Source organism: Lysinibacillus sp. NPDC097868 (assembly GCF_044761135.1).
GTDB lineage: Bacteria > Bacillota > Bacilli > Bacillales_A > Planococcaceae > Lysinibacillus.
In genome coordinates this window covers 210,306-231,982 of sequence record NZ_JBIWBS010000004.1, presented here as the reverse complement: position 1 = coordinate 231,982, position 21,677 = coordinate 210,306, and the positions used below count along the sequence as shown (strand labels likewise).

The 21,677-nt window shown below is 37.7% G+C and carries 17 protein-coding genes; 5 read left to right on the top strand and 12 right to left on the bottom strand.

Annotation, left to right across the window (positions count from 1 at the left end; translation table 11 throughout):
* The 6 genes from ACIQXJ_RS20205 to ACIQXJ_RS20180 form a co-directional block, all read right to left on the bottom strand.
* Positions 1-2,124 carry a heavy metal translocating P-type ATPase gene (locus ACIQXJ_RS20205; RefSeq protein WP_403056963.1) on the bottom strand — a complete coding sequence of 708 codons (2,124 nt, stop codon included), beginning with the start codon at positions 2,122-2,124 and terminating at the stop codon, positions 1-3.
* Entirely contained in the window at positions 2,105-2,476 is a 372-nt protein-coding gene (locus ACIQXJ_RS20200) for an ArsR/SmtB family transcription factor (RefSeq protein WP_403056961.1), read from the bottom strand. The genes ACIQXJ_RS20205 and ACIQXJ_RS20200 overlap by 20 nt, the downstream gene beginning before the upstream one ends.
* A 358-nt stretch (positions 2,477-2,834) precedes the next feature.
* On the bottom strand, positions 2,835-5,198 hold the full coding sequence (locus ACIQXJ_RS20195; RefSeq protein WP_403056958.1) for a penicillin acylase family protein: 2,364 nt from the start codon (positions 5,196-5,198) through the stop codon (positions 2,835-2,837).
* A gap of 216 nt (positions 5,199-5,414) precedes the next feature.
* The gene (locus ACIQXJ_RS20190) at positions 5,415-6,170 is read right to left on the bottom strand and encodes an exodeoxyribonuclease III (RefSeq protein WP_403056955.1); all 756 of its coding nucleotides are present in this window, start codon (positions 6,168-6,170) and stop codon (positions 5,415-5,417) included.
* Positions 6,171-6,225: 55 nt separating this feature from the next.
* Positions 6,226-7,140: a UDP-N-acetylmuramate dehydrogenase gene (murB, locus tag ACIQXJ_RS20185; protein WP_401013022.1), complete on the bottom strand. Its 915-nt coding sequence runs from the start codon at positions 7,138-7,140 to the stop codon at positions 6,226-6,228.
* A gap of 286 nt (positions 7,141-7,426) precedes the next feature.
* Positions 7,427-7,732 carry a winged helix-turn-helix transcriptional regulator gene (locus ACIQXJ_RS20180; protein WP_173479393.1) on the bottom strand — a complete coding sequence of 102 codons (306 nt, stop codon included), beginning with the start codon at positions 7,730-7,732 and terminating at the stop codon, positions 7,427-7,429.
* Positions 7,733-7,875: 143 nt separating this feature from the next.
* Between ACIQXJ_RS20180 and ACIQXJ_RS20175 the strand changes: the two genes are divergently transcribed.
* Positions 7,876-8,739: a VOC family protein gene (locus ACIQXJ_RS20175; protein WP_403056952.1), complete on the top strand. Its 864-nt coding sequence runs from the start codon at positions 7,876-7,878 to the stop codon at positions 8,737-8,739.
* A 119-nt stretch (positions 8,740-8,858) separates the two neighbouring features.
* Here ACIQXJ_RS20175 and ACIQXJ_RS20170 read toward each other — a convergent pair whose 3' ends face one another.
* The 3 genes from ACIQXJ_RS20170 to ACIQXJ_RS20160 form a co-directional block, all read right to left on the bottom strand.
* Positions 8,859-11,219: a bifunctional 2',3'-cyclic-nucleotide 2'-phosphodiesterase/3'-nucleotidase gene (locus ACIQXJ_RS20170; RefSeq protein WP_403056949.1), complete on the bottom strand. Its 2,361-nt coding sequence runs from the start codon at positions 11,217-11,219 to the stop codon at positions 8,859-8,861.
* 306 nt (positions 11,220-11,525) lie between these two features.
* Positions 11,526-12,152 carry an FMN-dependent NADH-azoreductase gene (locus tag ACIQXJ_RS20165; protein ID WP_403056946.1) on the bottom strand — a complete coding sequence of 209 codons (627 nt, stop codon included), beginning with the start codon at positions 12,150-12,152 and terminating at the stop codon, positions 11,526-11,528.
* Positions 12,153-12,394: 242 nt separating this feature from the next.
* Complete coding sequence (locus ACIQXJ_RS20160; protein ID WP_403056943.1) at positions 12,395-13,105, bottom strand: DsbA family oxidoreductase; 711 nt, start codon at positions 13,103-13,105, stop codon at positions 12,395-12,397.
* 127 nt (positions 13,106-13,232) lie between these two features.
* On the opposite strand from ACIQXJ_RS20160, the gene ACIQXJ_RS20155 reads away from it, so the two are divergent.
* Positions 13,233-14,612 carry an FAD-dependent oxidoreductase gene (locus tag ACIQXJ_RS20155; RefSeq protein ID WP_403056940.1) on the top strand — a complete coding sequence of 460 codons (1,380 nt, stop codon included), beginning with the start codon at positions 13,233-13,235 and terminating at the stop codon, positions 14,610-14,612.
* Between the two features lie 268 nt (positions 14,613-14,880).
* Here ACIQXJ_RS20155 and ACIQXJ_RS20150 read toward each other — a convergent pair whose 3' ends face one another.
* Positions 14,881-15,807 (bottom strand): manganese-dependent inorganic pyrophosphatase, encoded by a 927-nt coding sequence (locus ACIQXJ_RS20150; protein ID WP_403056937.1) that lies wholly within the window; start codon positions 15,805-15,807, stop codon positions 14,881-14,883.
* Positions 15,808-16,136: 329 nt separating this feature from the next.
* Here ACIQXJ_RS20150 and ACIQXJ_RS20145 point away from each other — a divergent pair, with 329 nt between their 5' ends.
* Positions 16,137-16,943 (top strand): GNAT family N-acetyltransferase, encoded by an 807-nt coding sequence (locus ACIQXJ_RS20145; protein ID WP_403056935.1) that lies wholly within the window; start codon positions 16,137-16,139, stop codon positions 16,941-16,943.
* A 122-nt stretch (positions 16,944-17,065) separates the two neighbouring features.
* On the opposite strand, the gene ACIQXJ_RS20140 is transcribed toward ACIQXJ_RS20145, so the two are convergent.
* Both ACIQXJ_RS20140 and ACIQXJ_RS20135 read right to left on the bottom strand, forming a co-directional pair.
* On the bottom strand, positions 17,066-17,932 hold the full coding sequence (locus ACIQXJ_RS20140) for a MurR/RpiR family transcriptional regulator (RefSeq protein ID WP_403056932.1): 867 nt from the start codon (positions 17,930-17,932) through the stop codon (positions 17,066-17,068).
* A gap of 357 nt (positions 17,933-18,289) precedes the next feature.
* Positions 18,290-19,504, bottom strand: a complete 1,215-nt coding sequence (locus tag ACIQXJ_RS20135) for an MFS transporter (protein ID WP_403056930.1) — start codon at positions 19,502-19,504, stop codon at positions 18,290-18,292.
* A 204-nt stretch (positions 19,505-19,708) separates the two neighbouring features.
* On the opposite strand from ACIQXJ_RS20135, the gene thrC reads away from it, so the two are divergent.
* Both thrC and thrB read left to right on the top strand, forming a co-directional pair.
* The gene (gene thrC, locus ACIQXJ_RS20130) at positions 19,709-20,761 is read left to right on the top strand and encodes a threonine synthase (RefSeq protein WP_403056927.1); all 1,053 of its coding nucleotides are present in this window, start codon (positions 19,709-19,711) and stop codon (positions 20,759-20,761) included.
* On the top strand, positions 20,758-21,651 hold the full coding sequence (gene thrB, locus ACIQXJ_RS20125; protein ID WP_403056924.1) for a homoserine kinase: 894 nt from the start codon (positions 20,758-20,760) through the stop codon (positions 21,649-21,651). The genes thrC and thrB overlap by 4 nt, the downstream gene beginning before the upstream one ends.
* The last annotated feature ends 26 nt before the right edge of the window (positions 21,652-21,677 follow it).

Below are 21,677 nucleotides of genomic sequence, written 5' to 3'. Positions count from 1 at the left end.
TTATTTCCTTGTCTTAATAAGCCTTAATGAATTGAAAACAACAAGTAATGTTGCACCCATATCTGCAAAAATGGCAATCCATAATGTTAACCACCCTGGGATAACGAGTAATAGGGCAATTAACTTTAAAGCTAGTGCAAATATAATGTTTTCTTTAATAATTCGTAATGTTTTTCTGCTTAAAGCTATCGTATACGGTAATTTTGTTAAATCGTCACCCATTAATGCAATATCAGCTGTCTCCAATGCGGCATCTGTACCTGCACCACCCATTGCAATCCCTACATTAGCCGAAGCCAGTGCTGGCGCATCATTCACACCATCTCCGACCATTGCGACAGCTCCGTATTTCGTACGTAATTCTTTAATAGCAGAGAGTTTTTCGGCTGGAAGTAACCCTGCTCTCACATCGCTCATACCTAATGTAGAGGCAATCGCTTCAGCAGTTGATTTGGCATCTCCTGTTAGCATCACAGTATGCTTCACCTTTAAAGCACTTAACTTTTCTAGCACATCCTTACTTTCCGCACGCAATTGATCAGCAATGGCTATTAATCCTATAAACTGACCATCACTAACAGCTGCTACTACAGTCTTACCCTGTTTTTGAAGTTTATTAACCTGTTCCTTTATCGTGTCATCAACTGTCGCTAACGATAAAATCCAATTCATACTACCCACGTAAACTTTCTGACCATCTACCGTTGCATATGCACCCTTACCAGTTACGGATTGAAAATCTGTCGGAACAAGCTCTGTCAGCTCTTTATCATGTAACGCCTTCGATATAGCTTTTGCTAATGGATGCTGTGATTGCTTTTCAACAGCTGCTACAAGCTGTAATACATCATTCTCTAGCAATCCCTTATGTGTAACAATATCTGTTACGACAGGCGTTCCTTTTGTTAATGTCCCTGTTTTATCAAATGCAACTGCATCTATATGACCTAATTGCTCTAAATGGATACCACCTTTTATAAGAACGCCCTGTCTTGCAGCATTCCCGATAGCAGTTACGATTGCCACTGGTGTGGAAACAACAAGCGCACATGGGCAACCAACAACAAGGACTGCCAATCCTTGATAAATCCAGTGTTGCCAATCCCCTACAAATAAAGGTGGAACGATTGCTACAAGAAGCGCCACAAGCATTATTGCTGGTGTATAGTATTTAGCAAAACGATCAACAAATTGTTGTGATGGGGCCTTTTCTGCCTGTGCCTCTTCCACTAAATGAATAATCTTCGCAATCGTTGTATCCTCTACACGTTTCGTTACACGTACCTCTAATGCGCCTTCTTCATTCAACGTTCCTGCAAATACCTCGTCACCGACTGATTTATTGACAGGAATTGATTCACCTGTAATGGCTGCCTGATTAACTGCAGATAACCCCGCGATTACAATGCCATCCATTGCAATTTTTTGACCAGGCTTCACCATTAAAATATCGCCAATTTCAATTTGTTCTGTTGCCAATTCCATCTCGTGGAAGTGCTCACCATGCGCTCGTTTAATAGTGGCAGTTGGCGGAGCAATATCCATTAGCTGACGAATTGATTGACGCGCCTTATCCATTGAATATGCTTCAAGTGCCTCACTCACTGCGAATAAAAAGACAACAACGGCCGCTTCTTCCCACTCACCAATTATTGCAGCGCCAATTATTGCAATGGTCATAAGCGTTTTCATATCAAATTCTAGTCGCGCAAGATTGCGGAAGCCTGTTTTAAAAATCTTTACGCCTCCAACAATAATCGCAATAATAAACATAGCAATCGTCAACAAATCTTCTTCTCCACGAACAGAAGATAATAGATAGCCAACTACAACGAATAGCAGTGAGACACTAGCTAATATGTTCTCCACTTTCTTATAAAAAGGAATTGTTTCTTCACTTGCTTTTGTCGCAGATTGTGAAACTTTAATGCCATCAAATGCCCCTGCTGCTTCAATTTGATCAACACTAACTGCTCCTACAATCATTATTTTAGAAGCTCCAAAGTTCACTTGTGCATCTTGAACGTCAGGAAGAGCTTTTACATTTTTTTCGAATTTAGCTGCACAGCTAGCACAGGATAAGTTTTGTAGACGATACTCTTGCTTACTTGGTATCACTGCCATTGGCAATCCCTTCTTTCGCATGTTCATAGGCAATCGTTACAATTTGGTATACATGCTCGTCGGCTAAAGCGTAATACATTTGCTTCCCCTTACGATGCGATTTCGCTAAACTATGTTCTTTTAAATATCGTAAATGATGTGATGCTGTCGCTACAGATGAACCTATTATTGTCGCAACATCACAAACACACAATTCATCCTCTACCGTTAAGGCATACGCTATTTTGAGTCTTGTTTCATCAGATAATGCCTTTAAAAATTTGGCTACACCTGATAAGTCTGGCATTTGCTGCTGTACCTTTGTGACCGCTTGTTCATTAATATGCGTCACTTCACATACTTCTTTCGTCATTTCCTCACCTCATTCAAATATTCGTTTGATTGTTTTTAATATAGCATAATATTCCATCATATTCAAACAGACATTTGAATGTATATGATTACTATCACGAAAGCAAATTAAATTGTTTGCGTGCCTGGCACTTTACAATCGTAAAAATCCACTTCGCTTTCCGCGGGCACGACGTAAGCTGCAACCCTCGCTAACGCGCGGATTGTTGCGTCTTACGCTACGTGCGTTCCCGCAGGAGTCTACGTGGATTTTTACGCCGATAATCACAAGATTGATTAACATGGTAAATTGTTTGTGTGCCTGGCACCTTCCGCTCAACAAAAAATCAGCGCATAAAAACATGCGCTGATCGATTCTATTATTGAGATTTTAATAATACAGTTTTACCTTTAATTTCATCCTTTTTAACAAACGTTTCGTGATAATTACCATTTGCCCAGTCTATTACTTGATCTTGATACCAATCCGATTTCACATGACCGCTTTGGCCAGGTCCTACAATATGGTAAGCAGAGCTTAAATCACTTACATCAGCAACAAAACGCCATGATGCACCGTGATTAACGTTGCCCGCTAAATCATTATCGGCTGCCTGCACCGTCACCTTCGAGCCACCAACCGGAACTTTCTTAGCATTAAAGTATGCAGCAAGTATCGGCGAAGCACTGCCTAATGTATGATCAAACGTTAGTTGGTGGAAGTCACCCCATTGCCATTTCGATACATTTTTCCCGAACTGATTTTCAATTTGTGTAACAGTGCGCTCTAACGCCTCAAATACTGTGGCATCTACACCACCTTGCTCTTCCATCCAAATACTTCTCTCGCCTGCATATGCTTTACGTAGAAGCTGATCAGTAATATTAAATTTACCGTACATCATTTTATACATATCTTCTGGCATCTGTTCTTTAAACAATACTTCTTGTAATTGCACCATTAACGTATGGAACACTAATGGAGCTCCTAAATCTTTGGCATCCACCATGTTCCAGTCCTCTAACAATGTAATGACTTCCGTATACTTCCCATCGTTATCCATCTTTTTAATAGACGATAATAAATCCGGTAAAAATTCACGTGCATATAGATTATGCTGATCCATTTGCAGATTCATCATATCCTCAACTGTTATTGAATCATTCGCTTCTAGCACTTCCTTAATCCGTTCAAAGCGGTAAGGCTGCGCCCAAAAATCTGTAATATGATATGGATATTCGTCGCCAATAACCTCATTATTTGCTGTTGCAATAAATCCTTCTTCTGGATTGACAACAGTCGGTAACTCATCCCAAGGAATAAAGCCTTCCCAGCCATAATCACTTGAGTCACCAGGTACTGGTAATTGTCCATCCCCTTGCTTTCGCAGTGGAATTTGGCCGTTAGCTTTATAAGCTATCGTGCCATCCTTAGATGCAAAAACAAAGTTTTGTGCGGGGGCTTTAAAATCTTCTAAAGCCTTCTCAAACTCATTCCAAGATTTCGACTTATTAAAACCAAGCACTGCTCGTAATTCAGCAGTTGGTTGAAGTGCTGTCCACTGCATTGAAAATTGGGCTGAGGGCTCAGTTTCCTTAAACACTAAATCTGTCATAATTGGCCCATGGCGTGTAACAATTACTTCAAAGTCTACCGTTTCTCCATCCTTTACCTTTATTGACTCGTCACGTACCTCTGCTTGTTCCCACTCACCGTCATAACGGAATTGTGTTGGATTATCTGGATTCGGAATTTCAATATATAAATCCTGTACATCAGGGCCTACATTCGTTACCCCCCATGCAATTTCTTCGTTATGACCTAAAATAATGCCTGGAATTCCCGCAAATATTACACCACTTACATTTTGATCTGGTGATTGTAAATGCATTTGATACCAAATAGATGGTGTACTTAACCCTAAGTGAGGGTCATCAGCTAAAATTGGCTTTCCTGACTTTGTTTTATCGCCAGATACAACCCAGTTATTACTGCCATTAAATTCATTGGGCAATAACTCAGCATTAAACTGCCCTACCACAGACACTGGATTTTCTTTATTTGCCTCGATAATCGATGATGCATTTTCAGGATACGTAATAAATAATTCCTTTGCCTTTTCTTCATCAAAGTTTTGTAAAGCCCAATGGCGGAAGGCAAGCGTATTCCAATTTCCACCTAAATCATAGGCCATATATTTTCCGATTGTTAAAGAGTCTACAACAGTCCATTCTTCTGGCTCGTAACCTAGTAACGCAAATTCATAGCTTAACGTATTCGTACTCTTTGCCTCTTCCATAAAGGCGTTTACTCCCTCTGCAAACCATTCAAGAACTTGCTTGCTAGCTGGATCATACGCTGCTAATGATTTTTCAGCAGCATTACGAAGACTAAATGTACGAAAATGCTTATCTGTCTCAATCGTCGCCTCGCCAATGATTTCTGACAGGCGGCCACTAGCCTGTCTACGTGCTAAATCCATTTGAAACAGACGATCCTGCGCCTGTACATAGCCTTGTGCGCGATACAAATCCGCATCTGTCTCGGCAAAGATATGAGGAACCCCTTTGTCATCCCTCGTCACAGTCACATCTTGATCGAGCATGCTAACAGCGAGCTCTCCATCAATAATCGGTTTTGATTTATTCATAAACCATGTAAAGACAATAACAGATGTTATTGCGACTACCGCCAACACACCAGCGATTGCCAATAACCACTTTTTCCACTTAAACTTTCTCACCTTACAACCCCCTCTATAAGCAATATATTCTTTATTTGTCTTCTCAAATCCTTTTCTATACTCAGAATAACCTCAAATTTTATCGAATTTTGCTGTATTACGCACTTTTTTTCTACATCGATTTAAGCAATTTTTTATACACACAAAAAACCGTATTTCCTAATGGATAATACGGTTCAACAAAAGTGCCAGGCACTCAAACAATTCAAAAAAAGGCTACACATTCAGTCGAAGTTCAATTGGGCAATGATCACTGCCCATTATATGTGGATGTATTGTAGCTACATCAATTTGTTCCTTTAAACGCTCAGACACAATAAAATAATCAATGCGCCATCCAATATTTCGTTCACGAACTTTATTCATATAAGACCACCACGTATAATGATCGGTCACATCTGGATGCTTGTAGCGGAAAGAATCCACAAACCCACTTGCTAATAAATCTGTCATTTTAGCTCGTTCTTCATATGTAAAACCTGAATTACCAATATTTGATTTTGCATTTTTTAAATCAATATCAGCATGTGCAACATTCAAATCTCCACAATAAATGACTGGTTTTTTAGCATCAAGTTCTTTTAAATACAACGCTAATCGATCCTCCCAGTCTAATCGAAAAGGTAATCTTGCTAAATCCCGTTGCGCATTTGGCGTATAAACATTGACCAAATAAAAGTTTCCATATTCTAATGTAATAATTCTTCCTTCATCCTGCGACTCATCCTCACCCACACCGTAGTGCACAGAAAGAGGGGTATGCTTTGTAAAAATTGCTGTACCTGAATAGCCTTTCTTCTGAGCGTAATTCCAATATTGCTCATACCCTTGTAATGCAAGCTCAACTTGCCCTGATTGGCATTTTGATTCCTGAATACAAAAGAAATCTGCATTTACACTATTAAAAAAATCTAAAAAACCTTTCCCCAAACAAGCTCGTATACCATTCACATTCCATGAAATAAATTTCATTCATTCCCACTCCTCAAAAAAACGCCCTTCGCCAAAGCGAAGAGCGGCATTGTTTTTATAGGTCGTCACCGACTATTTTCACTTCTGTTTCCAAATCAATATCATACTTTTCTTTCACAACTCGTTGTACCATTTTAATAGTTGCAATATAGTCAGTCGCCGTAGCATTTCCTTTATTGACAATAAAACCAGCATGTTTTGTAGAAACTTCCGCTCCACCTACCCCTTTTCCTTGTAGGCCGCTATCCTGAATAAGCTTGCCTGCAAAGTGTCCTGGCGGGCGTTTAAAAACGCTACCAGCTGAAGGATACTCTAGTGGTTGCTTTGATTCACGTTGAAACGTTAAATCAGCAATTTTTGCATCAATTTCTGCCTGTACTCCTGGAGCTAATTGAAACTCAGAAGACAGTACATAATAACCCTTTTTGGCTATACTACTTTGACGGTAACCTAATTCTAGCTCTTCTTTTGATAAAATTAAAATTTCCCCTTCTTTTGTTAAAACTTTCGAAGAAATAATAATATCTTTTATTTCGCCACCATAAGCACCAGCATTCATTGCCATCGCTCCACCAATAGAGCCAGGGATACCACACGCAAATTCAAAACCTGTAAGAGATGCAGCAGCTGCAAGCTTTGATACATCTTTAATGAGTGCGCCACTTTGTGCATAGACATGCTCGCCATTAATATGAATTTCATCTAAGTGTGCGAATGTCACAACAATCCCACGCATGCCTCCATCTCGGACAACCATGTTAGATCCATTTCCTAACATTAATAATGGAATATTATTTAAATGTGCATAGCGAATAACGGCAATTGCTTCTTCCTCTGTTTCAGGAAGAACAAAAACATCCGCTTTACCACCTAATTTTGTCATTGTATATTGCTGTAATAATTCATCTAACTTAATATTGGCCGGATTTATGTTTTGTGCTAAATCCGCAGCCCATTGTTCTTTTGTCATGAGAGCTAATTCCTTTCTAACGTCCTTCTTACTCTACACTAGTATGGATTTAGAACCTCGATTTGACAAGTAAAATGAAGGGTATTTTTCGCGCTTTAACGGGCAGTTTATTGTCCTTTTCAGTTATACTCTGTATTTTTCAGAACATCCGGGACTTTATAACTGCCCGATTTGTTCAACTAATCATCTCAGTAAAATGGCTTTCACTTGATGAAGTTTAAACTATATCGCGCTTTCACACTGACATTATTAACCGCTGAATTATCACAAATAATAGTTTCGAATACTAGAGCCAGTTAGTTGCCCATGATTCAATATTACGAATAGCACCTTCTAATGCTCGACCTTTATCCGTTAAAGAATATTCTACACGCACAGGCACCTCTGAAAATACTTTGCGCTCAACAAGCCCCTCTTTTTCAAGTTCCTTTAAACGTTCAGATAATAAACGGCCACTTACAGGCAATGCTGATTCAATTTCATTGAAACGCTGCGATCCGTCTAATAATTGATATAAAATTAGCCCAGTCCAGCGTTTTCCGATTAAATCCATTGCCTTAGCTAAACGAGGACATAAAGTTGTCTCATTCATATTTTTCACCTCTTATGTATTCTATTGTAACGATTAATTTAGTAAAAGTAAATTTAAAGTAACTTATTTACTTGACGTAATGTGTTTACTATTTTATATTTAATTACAAAAAGTAACTTGTATATTTGGAGGGTTTATTAGCTATGACATTTAAAATTGATGCAAATTTAGAGCTTGAGCATTTACATTTACTCGTACAGTCACTAGAAACCATGACTAGTTTTTATAAAAAGCTTGGACTTCAAGTCCTCAACCAAACAACATCCCAAGTGACATTTTCAATCCCAGGCAATACGAAGCCCATTTTAGTATTATCAACAGAAAAAGGTGTAGCGATTCGTCCACCTCGTACGACTGGTTTATTCCACTTTGCTATTTTAGTTCCTTCTCGAGAGGATTTAGCATATGTGATTGGCAATTTATTAAACACAGGCGTATCTATAACAGGGGCTGGTGATCATATTTATTCAGAAGCCTTTTACTTAAACGATCCTGAAGGTAACGGTATAGAAATCTATCATGATCGCCCTCGTACTGAATGGATTAGCGATGGACATGGTGGGCTTGTAACTGGTACAGAGGCAGTGGATATAGAAAGCGTGATGGCATTATATGACCGTCAGCGCCCTTGGGGAGGTTTCCCTAAAGGAACAGTATTAGGTCACATCCATTTAAATGTGAGCGTTATAAATGAAGCAACAACTTACTTCTATATAGATGCACTCGGTTTTGATATTATGACTAACTTCCACGATAGCGCACTCTTCATTTCTGCTGGTGGTTATCACCATCATATCGCGGTAAATATATGGCAAGGGGTAGGTGCTCCCGTTCCACCAAAACAAACTACGGGTTTACTCAGCTATACATTCGCCCTTTCTTCACATGAAGAACTACAAAGGCTACTGAATAATTTAAAGGAAAAGCAAATTCCGTATACATTCGAAAACGATCAGTTAGTAGTTGTAGATTTCAATGATGATGCAATGATTTTTTACGTTCGTTAATTTATAAAAGAAAAACGGTTTGTAATTTCTGGAATAATTGCTTGTGTTACAAAGCTTTTGTACGTCATAAAAAGGAGAGCTACGATGACTAATCGTGCTCTCCTTTTTTATATACTGCATTATTTAATTAAATATTTACCGAAGCCGCCTTCTGTATCACCAAGATACTCGATATTGCTACCTGCTGGGATGACTTTTTGTGCATCCTTAGCAGAATGGTAAATAATCTTTGTATTAGCTGGGAACGGTACAAATGACCAGTTGTTATCCGCAGCAGGATTAATTGTTTTGTTTGCCATAATGTAGTCAACTACCGCTTGACGATTTTCATAAGCATAGTTTGTTACATTTGTGCCTTCCGCATTTTTAAAGGTTGCTCCATAAGAACCACCAACACGGTAATTATTTGTTATGATAATGAATTCTTGCTCTAGATCAATTGGCTTACCATTGTATTGTACATTTTTAATACGGTTCGCTTTTTCATCGACAAGAATACCACGACGATCATATTTTGCCGGAGATGTTACATCAATTTGATATGTTAAGCCATCTAAAACATCAAAGTTGTAAGAACGTGCTTCAGCATCAATAATATTTTGTTCCTCGGTTTTCGTCGGATCGATTGTTGCGAAAATACCAGCAGCCATCTCTAACCATTCGATAGCTTGTGCACCTGTAACTTTTATCGTTGCGACAGTATTATCGTAATGATAGATGTCCGCCATATTTTTAATAGCAAGTGGACCTACAGGAATGTTTGTGAAGTCCGCAGGGTTGTTACGAGAGCCCGCTTTGAAAGGAGCACCAGCAGAAAGTATTGGTGTGTTTTCATCAGCAGTCCCTTTTAGTTCCTTTTCAATAAACCATTTTTGAGCTTGTGTTACGATTTGAATAGATGGATCATCTTGAACCATTGAGAAGTAGCTGTGAATAGGTGCAGTCGTTTCACCAACAGCTTGGCGAATATACGTTAATGTACCTTCATGTGCTTCTTTAATAGCGTTTAACACTGTTTGCGATGGTTGTAATCCTTCTTGTTTAATAGAACGGATTGAACCTTGTCCATTTACAACAACCCATTCAGAACCTTGTTGTTGTAATTTCAAATCAATTACACCAAGGTGGCTACCATAGCTACCTGCCATAACTGTTGGAACTCCATTAATTGTACCTTTTTCTTGATCAACATTTTTAAGGTCTTTATAGTCACCTGGGAATGTTAAATGCGAGTGACCTGTAATTAAAGCATCAATACCTTCTATTTCCGAAATTTGGTATCCAACATTTTCAGCGCCTTTTACATTCGTATCTTCACCGATACCAGAATGAGAAAGTACAACGATAACATCTGCACCTGCTTTTTGCATTTCCGGTACAACTTCTTTAATTGCCTCTACAGGCTCCTGCATTTCAACTTTACCTTCTAAATGAATAGCATCCCATTCAACAATTTTAGTTGGTACAATACCTGTTACACCCACTTTTAGTGTATGTTTTTTTCCTGTATTGTCCACAACCTCTTTATCGATAATTACAAATGGTGTATACATATGTTCTTTTGTTTTTGCATCGTAAGTGTTCGCATTCACGACTGGATATTGCGCATCATTTAGTACTTCTGTTAAAAATTCTAAACCATAGTTGAATTCATGATTTCCTAAAGTGCCGCCATCATATTTCAGTGCATTTAGAGCAGCAATCGCTGGATGAGTTTCACCTGGTTTTAACACATTTTCTAACGCTTTATAAGAACCTAGTGGTGTTCCTTGAATCAAATCTCCATTATCAAATAATAATGTATTAGGGTTTTCTGTACGTGCTTGCTCAATAAGTGACGCAGTGTTTGCTAGTCCAACATCAGCAGATTCTGCATCTAAATAGTAGTTATAGTTTGCTAAGTTAGTATGAATATCAGTAGTACCTAAAATTTGAAGATCTACTGTTGTCGCAGATGTAGGTACTTTGTATTCAGCTACAAAACGTTCAACAATACTTTGCATTTGATCTGCTGTCACATAGTCACGCGGACGAATTGTATTATCTTCGTATCCTTGTAAAATATTCGCTGCTACAGCATTTGCTAAATCTTGCTTATGTGTCTCAGCAACTTGATCAGCATCTTTGAATTTGTCTAATTCACTAAGTGAAGCATTGTTTGTTACTAATCCACGGGCCGAAATAACAAATGCCTGTTGGCGAGTTAATTTATCATTTGGGCCAAATAAAGTTGCTGTTTTACCTTTAATTAACTTTAGTTCTACCGCTTTTTCCACATAAGGTGCTAAATCCTTAGGGACATCCGTAAAACCAAGTGAAGACCCGTCACCAAGCTCGACATTCAAGCTTTCTACTAGTTCCTTCACGTAATCTCCACGTGTTACATCATTAGATGCAGCATTCGCTGAAAAGCCAAATGGTAATACAGCAAATAGAACAAGTAACGCGGCTAACATTTTAGTTATTATTTTCTTATTCAAGCAATTACCTCCCTATAAATATAATATTTTCCTTCGTTTTCTATTATATTATACTAATCATCAATTTAACTGAATACTTAGTCCTAATTGTATGTACTTTTTAACTAATAGCAGAACACTTTTTAAGTAAATCATATATTATTATCATTTCTTAATTATCGTTATTTATAGTATGTTATTTTATGTAAATGTTTAATAAATGCACAATACCAATATGTCAGACCTTTATACCTCTACCATACCTCTATAAAAACAATAAAAAAAATCCTCTCAATAATGAGAGGACTTTTAGTAAAAAAAAGTTATTTATGCTTTTACAGCTTGTAGAGATTTTGCTACTTCTTTAACAGCTTCTAGACCGTTTGCAATAATTTCTTGTGCTTTATCTGGTGTAGCATTATGACCTTCAATGATAACTTCATTGATAATTTCCATACCGAATACGCCACCAACTACGTTTTTAATGTAGTTTACTGACATTTCCATAGGTTGAGCTTCTGGTGCTGAATAATAACCACCACGAGCATTTAGGATGACAGCTTTTTTATCAGTCATTAAGCTAACTAATTGACCGTTTTCATCATATTTAAAAGTAAAACCAGCTTGGTAAACATAGTCAATGAAAGTTTGTAATGTAGCTGGGATTGTTAAGTTCCATAATGGGAAAGCAAATACAACAACATCTGCTGCAGTTAAAGCATCCATAGCTTTTTGTTTTGCAGCTAAAAGACGTGATTCGATATCAGATAATTCTTCACCGCTTTGAACTTTACCAAATGCGTTGAAAAGATCTTGACCGAAGTATGGCATATCTTCAGCATACACATCGAATGTTGTTACGTTTACATCTTGTACGCTTTCCATGAAAGTGTCATACATTTTTGTTGAAATTCCGTCTGGACGGTTGTTAGCTTTTACTACTAATACGTTCATTATATAAATCTCCCTTAAATATCTTAGTTTAATATCTCGAATTCAAGATATATACTTATAATAAAAAAATCAGGATAAAAAGTCAATGTTCCTAACCTAAGACTTTTGACTGAATAATTTTAGTATGAGCCCCAAACCGTTGCAACGTAATGACGTCCAGATTTTTTTCGAGCCTGCTTGAAAAACTCCTCTAAAAACTTGAGACAGCAGCCGGGGCTTAAGTCCTGCTGTATTAAATTAAATTAAAATTCACAGCTCTCATCTGTACATACACCTGCATCACCAGAGCCTTCCATTTTTAAAGCAGGTTGCAAACCTTCTTCCTCTGCTACTTTGCGTAATGTATTTTCAAACACCTCTTGAGGTTGTGCTCCTGAAATACCGTATTTACGATTTAGCACAAAAAACGGAACGCCTTTCACACCAAGTTGAAGCCCTTCTTGTATATCTGCTTCTACATCAGCTTTAAACTCATTGCTAGCTAGAACCTTTAGAACATCATCACGGTTCATGCCTACTTTTTCTGCTATGCTCACCAACACATCATCATGACTAATGCGCTTTGCTTCTATGAAATGGCCGTGTAACAGTGCCTCAACAAGTGCTGTAGCGTCCCCTTGTTGTTGTTCAGCCCATTTCACAAGTCGATGTGCTTTTAATGTATTTTCTGTCTTCATTTTATCGAAGTTATAGTTTAAACCGACTTCTTTTGCGCGCGCAGTCACACCTTGCGTCATTTCTTTCGCTTTTTCTAATGTCATACTATATTTTTTTGCCAAAGATTCATAGACTGACTCATTCGTATCTTCTGGTGTTGTTGGATCAAGCTGATAGCTTTTATAAACAAGTTCCACCTGTCCCTCAAAGCCTGTATCCTGAATAGCCTTCTCTAATTGCTTTTTGCCAATATAGCAAAATGGACAAACATAATCTGACCAAATTTCAATTTTCATTTATTAAACACGCTCCTTTTGCTACATTGTAACGACACCAGTTCTCTTGAAGCAATTTTTATGCTTCATTGCATAAATTTTCAAACCAATCACCATACTAAGCATAAAAACACTGTGAGGGTTATCTATGACACAATCTCTTTGGCTAGCAACGACCGACTCTGATTCCTTGCCATCTTTGACGGCTTCAACTAAATGTGATGTTTGTATTATTGGAGGGGGGTTGACTGGACTATATACTGCCTATGTTTTAGCAAAAGCAGGTGTTGATGTTGTACTGCTTGAGGCAAATGCTAAGCTTAGTCATGGTACGACTGGTCATTCAACAGGAAAATTAACTGCCCAGCATGGCTTAGTTTATGCGAATCTTATCGAAAAGCTTTCTGTAGATGATGCTCGGCTATACTATCAATTGAATCAGCTTGCTATAGAGAAAGCATTACAGTTACTACCTAAAGAGTCCATTCAGCAAGTGGATTCATTACTTTATTGTCAAACAAAAGAAGGCTACTCGCAATTATTAAAAGAGTGGAACGCCTATAAAGTATTAAATATAAAATCTAAGATCACCTCTGACACAGAGCTCCCATTCCCCGTTACGAAAGCGCTCAGTATATCACAACAGGCGCAAATAAATCCCGTAATGGTTAGCAATTTTCTTATTAAAGAGGCGTTATCAATGGGTGCAAAACTATATGCGAATACCCGTGTTCAGCAACTGCAAATTGCGCAAAATAACTTACATACCGAAAAAAATATATCGGTGCAATATAACAAGTTAATTTTGTGCACACATTATCCAATTGAAGCCTTCAAAGGGCTACAACTTTTAAAGCTTTCGAATAATCGCTCTTATATGGTCGCTAGTAAAATAACTGAGACGTTCCAAGGACAATACTTATCGGTTGATTTCCCTTCCCGTTCTATTCGTACGACAACAATAAATGATGAACATTACTTACTTCTCGGTGGGGCTAATCATATAGCCGGTGAAACGGCAAAAACCGAGCCCTATTATGACGCCATTCAAAATGAAATGAAAGCGCATTTTGGGCAGGAGCCACTTTATAGATGGTCGGCACAGGATATTGAAACACCAGACATGGTACCTTATGTCGGTAGAATTACAAAATCCTTACCTAATGTCTTTATAGCAACAGGGTATCGTAAATGGGGGATTTCTAATTCGTTCGTTGCTGGGGATTTACTGTCATCACTTATTACCGGGACTACAAATGACAACGATGCAAGTGCACTCTATTCGCCAGCACGCACGAAATTTGGTGCACAATTTATGCAAATGCTTAAGGTTGGAGGCTTCGTGGCAAAGGAATTTGTCTCAGGCCATATTAAAAATGGAAACGCGCCAACTTGTACACATTTAGGCTGTAAAACTAAATGGAATGAAGCCGACGAAACGTGGGATTGCCCATGTCACGGCTCTCGTTTTAATTCCCAAGGTGAAGTGCTCGAGGGACCAGCAGTACAACCACTGAAGCTTGACTAAAAAGGATAACCCAAGAACAACGTACTAAAAGCATTACCTCCAGCATGCTAGTTCAGACTGCAGAAGGCTGGGACAACAGAAAAAGTGTTAGATTAACTACAGTCAATCTAACACTTTTTTGCATTGCTGTTGATGGCCACTAACATCAACTAGTACTCTATTTTAACTTTTACGTACTTCATGAAAATTCACAAAAAATTTTGTCCATATTTTTTTAAATTTAAAGTTTTGCCCCAACCTCATTCTTAAGTTAGGGTCATCCCCTATCTTATTTTAATGCTTCAGTTAACACAGGTACGATTTGCTTTTTACGAGAAACAACACCTGGTAATACAACACGACTGTTTGTAAGCTCAGCACCAAATGCTTTTGCTGCAGCTTCTGCAACTTGTCCAATTGCAACAGCTGTTGAATCATTGTTTAAAATATCTGTTACGACAAAGAAGAATAAGTCTAAGCCATTTTCAGCAACATTTTTGTTTAAAAGAATTTCTAATTCCTCTTGTCTACCAAGTACGTCATTAATATCGACAGCATTTACTTGAGCCACTACTGATTTATATTCACCGAATTGGAACTCTTTAGCATCTAATGATAAAAGATCTTCTAATGATTTATCTGAAAGATCAGCGCCTGCTTTCAACATTGCTAACCCATAGTCAGCAGCGTCAACTCCTGCGATTGTTGCTAGCTCTTGTGCAGCTTTTACATCCTGTTCTGTACAAGTGGGCGATTTGAATAATAATGTATCAGAAATAATAGCAGATAACATTAAACCAGCAATATTTGATGGTACTTCAACATCATTTTCTTTAAAAATTTTATTTAAAATAGTTGCCGTACAACCAACTGGCTCTGCACGATAATACAATGGGTCTGCTGTTTGGAAATTTGCAATACGGTGGTGGTCAATTACCTCTGTAACTTGTACTTCTTCAATTCCATCAGCCGATTGTTGGAATTCATTATGGTCTACAAGAATAACTTTTTCCGCTTCCCCTACTACGGAAGTAATTAAACGAGGTGCCTCAAAGCCAAATTTCTCTAGGGCATATTTTGTTTCGTTATTTACTTCACCAAGACGTACTGCTTCAGTATCTACTCCAATTTGTTGTTTTAAATATGCATATACAATTGCAGATGTAATCGTATCTGTATCTGGATTTTTATGTCCGAAAACTAAAACTTTACTCATTAATACTTTTCCTCCTAAATGGCTTCTACATTTTCATTTATTTTAACATAATTTATGACAGAACATGATATAAAGTATAACTTTCATCATCCTGCATTTTCGTTAACTATCTTCTTGTTCATTCACGCTGCGCTGTACTATAATAAAAGCATTCCCCTTCATTTTATAGTTTATCTATTTTTTACCATGGAGTATTTTACTTTTTCTATGTTACGTATAAATTTCCTTATTTTAGATAGATATATAGTTGTGATTTTTATACAAGAAACGATAATTTTATGCTATTATCATGTAGTCAAAATTTTTTAGGAATTACAGGAATGGGGATTATGATGACAAAGAAGATGGAAAAAAAGTATATTCCTTTAGCAAGCTATTTTGACGTAGCTTCGCAAAATGAGATTACATTATCCTTTAGCGCATTAGAAAACATTATGGGACAAGCTTTACCCAATGCTGCATACTTGAATAAGAGCTGGTGGAAAAAAACAAAGCCCCCTCTTACGCACTTTTTATCTTGGACAAATGCAGGTTATTATGTCATTGATGTCAAATTGGGCACGAGTGTCACTTTCTCTCGCACACAAGAGAAAATACCTTCGGACAATATTTCTGAAAATAACGAAAATACTTCTGCGTACATAATCCGAGCGATTGAAGCAACAGATGCTAGAGCATTTATTCTTTTACAAGAAGAAATCCTTCAGCAAACTGACTTTTTGTATAATGTAGAAAATGAGTTAGAGCTAACCGTACAGCAGCTAAGAAAAGACCTAACTTATTGGAAGCAATTAAAAAACCGCACGATTTTACTTTGCATTTTAAATGGCACATTTGCGGGCTATGCTGTTATCCATGGTTATAAGCATTCTAAAGCTAAACACGTTGCATCAATTCACATGGCCGTAAAGAAAGAACACCAACGAAAAGGTATCGGTTCAGCACTTATGAATGCAGTGGAAGACTGGGCTAGCAAAAGAGATATTTCCCGCTTAGAATTATCCGTTATGGAGCATAATGATGCTGCGTTACAGTTATTTAAAAAACATGGGTTTCAGCAAGAAGGAACCCGCGCCAATGCTATTAAACTAAAAGATACCTTTAAGGCCGAATATAGCTTTAGCAAAATTTTATAAATTATTTCCCAAGGATGTCTAATGCCTTATTTGGACATCTTTTTTTACTTCTAATTCGAAATCACCTAGCGCAAAAAACGTATAGATTAGCAGTTGTACCCCAATCTATACGCTGTATTTTATTAAAATACTTGCTTCTCTCTTGCAATATCTAAAAACAATAAATTATTTTCTACTTGTTCATACGATTGTTGATATTGCTCATACCGCTCTTTATCTTGGCTTATCATTTCCTCAATCAATGCATGCATAAAAGAAAACAGTACAGGCACAATGTCCAAAGAAGATTGATTTTTCAAGCCTAATGCAAACAAAGCACTTGCATAATCCCTTATTGGAGACAACGCCGAACCTGTAATAGCAATGATTTTCACCTTTTTCATTTTAGCAATTTCAACAATTGTTTTTACATCATTGGATTGTTTATCACATGAAAAGACGATTAACGTAGTACGTTCGCTCATACTATTTATTTGTTGAACAAGATCATCGGAATCTGTACGCAACTGCTTTATATTTGTTCGTAAAGTTTTCAACGTATACGATAACCAATTTGCAACGGAAGCATCTTGGCGTGCACCTAAAATATAAATAGTATCTGCTTCATGCATCCATTTGGAGCTTTTCTGAAGCATATTATCGTTAATTAGATGTATTGTATCTTGAATGTTTTGCATGTCGCGTTGCATTACCTTACCAAAGCTGGAAGTCCTCTGCTTGCTCGTCATATATGTGGATTGAAGAGGCGTTCCCTCATTTTGAGAGTTTAAATAACTTCTTAATTCCTCCTGCAACTCGACATAACCTGACAAATCCATTGCATAACAAAAACGAATAACGGTTGATTCACTTACATTCGCTTGTCTACCCACTTCAGCCGCCCCATTGGCAATCACAACCGCTGGATTACTCATAACAAATTGCGCGACTTTACGTTGTCCTTTTGACAGCCTTACATACCTTTTCTTTATATCTTCTTTTATACTCATTCCTAACAACCTTTCTTTCAAAGAAATTATCACGAATGGAGATTATTCCCTACTGATTCTAAATTCGATTAAAAATACAGTATCACGATTACAATTTGAATACAATGACTTTTCAGAAAAATCTTTAACACATTAATACACTAATGTGGTAGTTCGTAATAAATTGACATATAATTTATGTATTCGCAACATTGAAAATATTTTTATTAACTTGATAATATAATTGTATACAATATTCAATTCGAAATTTTAACATATTTCAGAAAAATTTGTATAAAAATAAACTCTTATTTTATTTTTTAAATGATGAGCATTTGAAAAAGTCTTGGATTCAGTTAGAATCCAAGACTTTCTTTTTTACTCTAATTCAATTTGTTTTGTTTCTGTCCCTAAAAATATAACGCCAATGACCCCGATAATTATTGCACCACAGAAAATCGCAAAAATAAAGCCGATATCATAGCCTGCTGTTAATAAGGATCCTACTAATAACGGCCCAAAAATACCGCCAATTCTTCCAACCGCTGCTGCCATGCCTGCACCTGTACCGCGAATAACTGCTGGATACTGTTCCGGTGTGTAAGCGTATAGTGCGCCCCATGCACCTAAGTTAAAGAAAGATAAAAACATACCCGATATTAAAAGCACTGCCATCGTTTCTGCATTACCAAAAATGAAAGCACTTACAGCCGTTCCAATTAAATAGGAAACAAGTACAAATTTCCGTCCAAACTTTTCGATAAACCATGCAGCTGTAAAGTATCCTGGCAACTGTGCTAACGTCATAATCAGTACATACTTAAAGCTAGTAATCATATCAAAACCTTTTCCTACCATTACGCTCGGCAACCATAAGAACATTCCGTAATACGAGAATACAACAGTGAACCAAAGCACCCATAACATTAATGTCGAACGTGCATATTTTTTCGACCATACTTCCCGCATATTGAGAAAGACACTGCGCTTTTTAGATTCAGCCTTTGCAGTAAATTGCGGTGAATCTGGCAAATGCCAACGAAGGTAAATAGCGTACACAGCAGGAATGGCTGTTAATAATAAAGCTACTCGCCATCCCCATGTAGGTATGACAAAATAAGATATGAGTGCTGCAATTAGCCAACCTGCTGCCCAAAAACTTTCCAACAATACGACTACTCTTCCACGTTCCTTCGCCTCTACACTCTCAGAAACAAGTGTAGATGCTACTGGTAGTTCTCCGCCGAGTCCCATCCCTACTAAAAAACGTAATGCCATAAATGCTACTAATGTTGTCGTAAATGCGGAAATGCCGCTTGCTACGGAAAATAGAATTAGTGTCCACATAAAAACTTGCTTACGCCCAACTTTATCGGCAAAAATCCCAAATGCAAGTGCTCCTACTGCCATACCAATAGAATTGATGCTACCAATCCAGCCCATTTGACTTTTTGTTAAATCCCAATCTACTGCTAGCGCTGTAATAACGAAAGATAAAATACCGACGTCCATCGCATCAAAGAGCCAGCCAACTCCAGCAACACCTAAGAGCTTGTTACGTGAAATAGATTGTTCTGTCTTTATTGTTGTCATAACAACCACCTGTCTTTACACATGACTTTACATTACGAGTTTACTATACAGTTGTTTCGAGAAAGTGACAAGTAAAATTCAAATGACCGAATTGTTTAGACAATTTAATAATTGCTATTGAAAATATATAGTCATTTGCGTTAAAATGTCTCTTATACAAAAACAACTGTTCTTTCTATGAGAACAAAAGGAGATCGTTACGTTATGTGGAAAGGCCTTATTGAAGAATATAAACAATTTTTACCCGTAACAGAAAATACACCTGCTCTAACATTAAACGAAGGCAATACGCCTCTTATACATTTAGTTAATCTATCAAAACAGCTTGGTATCGAGCTTTATGGTAAAATAGAAGGCGCAAATCCAACCGGCTCTTTTAAGGACCGTGGTATGGTATTTGCGGTAGCAAAGGCTATTGAGGACGGTAGTAAATGTGTAATTTGTGCCTCAACAGGAAATACTTCCGCTGCAGCTGCAGCTTACGCAACTCGCGCAGGTATTCAGTCGATTGTAGTTATTCCTAAAGGGAAAGTAGCCCTTGGTAAACTAGCACAAGCGACAATGTACGGTGCAAAAATTATTGAAATCGATGGCAATTTCGATGATGCTTTAAATATTGTTCGCCAAGTAAGTGAAACGACGCCAGTAGCACTTGTCAATTCAGTTAACCCATACCGTATTGAAGGGCAAAAAACAGCTTCATTTGAAATTGTGGACGCTTTAGGATCTGCTCCAGACTATTTATGCATTCCAGTTGGGAACGCAGGAAACATCACTGCTTACTGGAAAGGCTTTAAAGAATATAACGATGTGAAAGCTTCAGGTTTACCAAAGATGTACGGCTTTGAAGCAGAAGGAGCCGCAGCAATTGTAAAAGGTGAAGCAATCCCTAACCCAGAAACCATTGCAACAGCTATCCGTATTGGTAACCCTGCCAGCTGGCAATTTGCTGAAGCAGCTCGTGATGAGTCTGGCGGTATTATTGATTCTGTAACAGACGAAGAAATTATAGCAGCTTACAAGCTAATCGCAGGAACTGAAGGGATTTTTGTTGAGCCCGGTTCAGCTGCATCATTAGCAGGTGTTATTAAATCTGTTGAAAACGGTAAAATTGCTAAAGGCTCAAAAGTCGTGACTGTATTTACTGGTAACGGGCTAAAAGATCCAGATACTGCAATGAATGTTTCAACAGTAGACGTCGTATCTCTTAAAAATGATGAAGAAGAAATTCGTAAATATATCGAGGGTGTACTATGAGTAAAAAGTGGCAAATTACCGTTCCTGGGAGCACAGCCAATTTAGGTCCTGGCTTTGATTCTATCGGACTCGGCTTGTCTCTTTATTTGAAATTAGATGTTTCCCTTCAGGATAGTTGGGAGATTATACATCTCGATGACAACGGTCCTAGTGAATTTGAGCTAGAACAACATTTACTATACATTATCGCCAAAAAAATTGCTGATCAGTATAATAAACATTTACCTGCTTGCCGTATTAAAATGGCAAGTGAACTACCATTAGCTCGTGGTTTAGGAAGTAGCGCTGCTGTCATTGTAGCGGGTATTGAGCTAGCCAACCAATTATGCGATTTAAAGTTAACTATACAGGATAAACTAAATTTATCTTCTCAAATTGAAGGGCATCCTGATAATGCGACTGCCTCGGTACTCGGCGGCTTGACGATTTCCTCAATGGATGAAAACGGAATAGTAGATACATTCCATGTAAATGATATTAATGCTTCTTTTGTTGTGTATGTACCAGATGTTGAGCTAAAAACGAGTGAGTCTCGCTCCGTTTTACCAAAACAATTGGATCGAGCATATGCAGTACATGCTTCTGCAAACGCTAATATGCTAGCTGCATCTTTAATGTCACGAGATTTTAAACGTGCAGGACACTACATGGAAGCGGATTTGTTCCATGAACCTTTCCGTTCAACATTGATACCTCAATATGCAGAAATCCGTGAAGCTGCAAAAGCACATGGTGCATACGGTACAGCATTAAGTGGAGCAGGTCCGACACTCATTTCCATTATTCCAACTACTATTGCTGATAACTTTGTGACAACAATGCAATCAATGTTCCCAGAACATCAAATTATCTTAACGAAGGCCGATGAGCATGGTGTACAAGTAAAATAAGTGTAGAACGTCTACTTCAAAGTAGG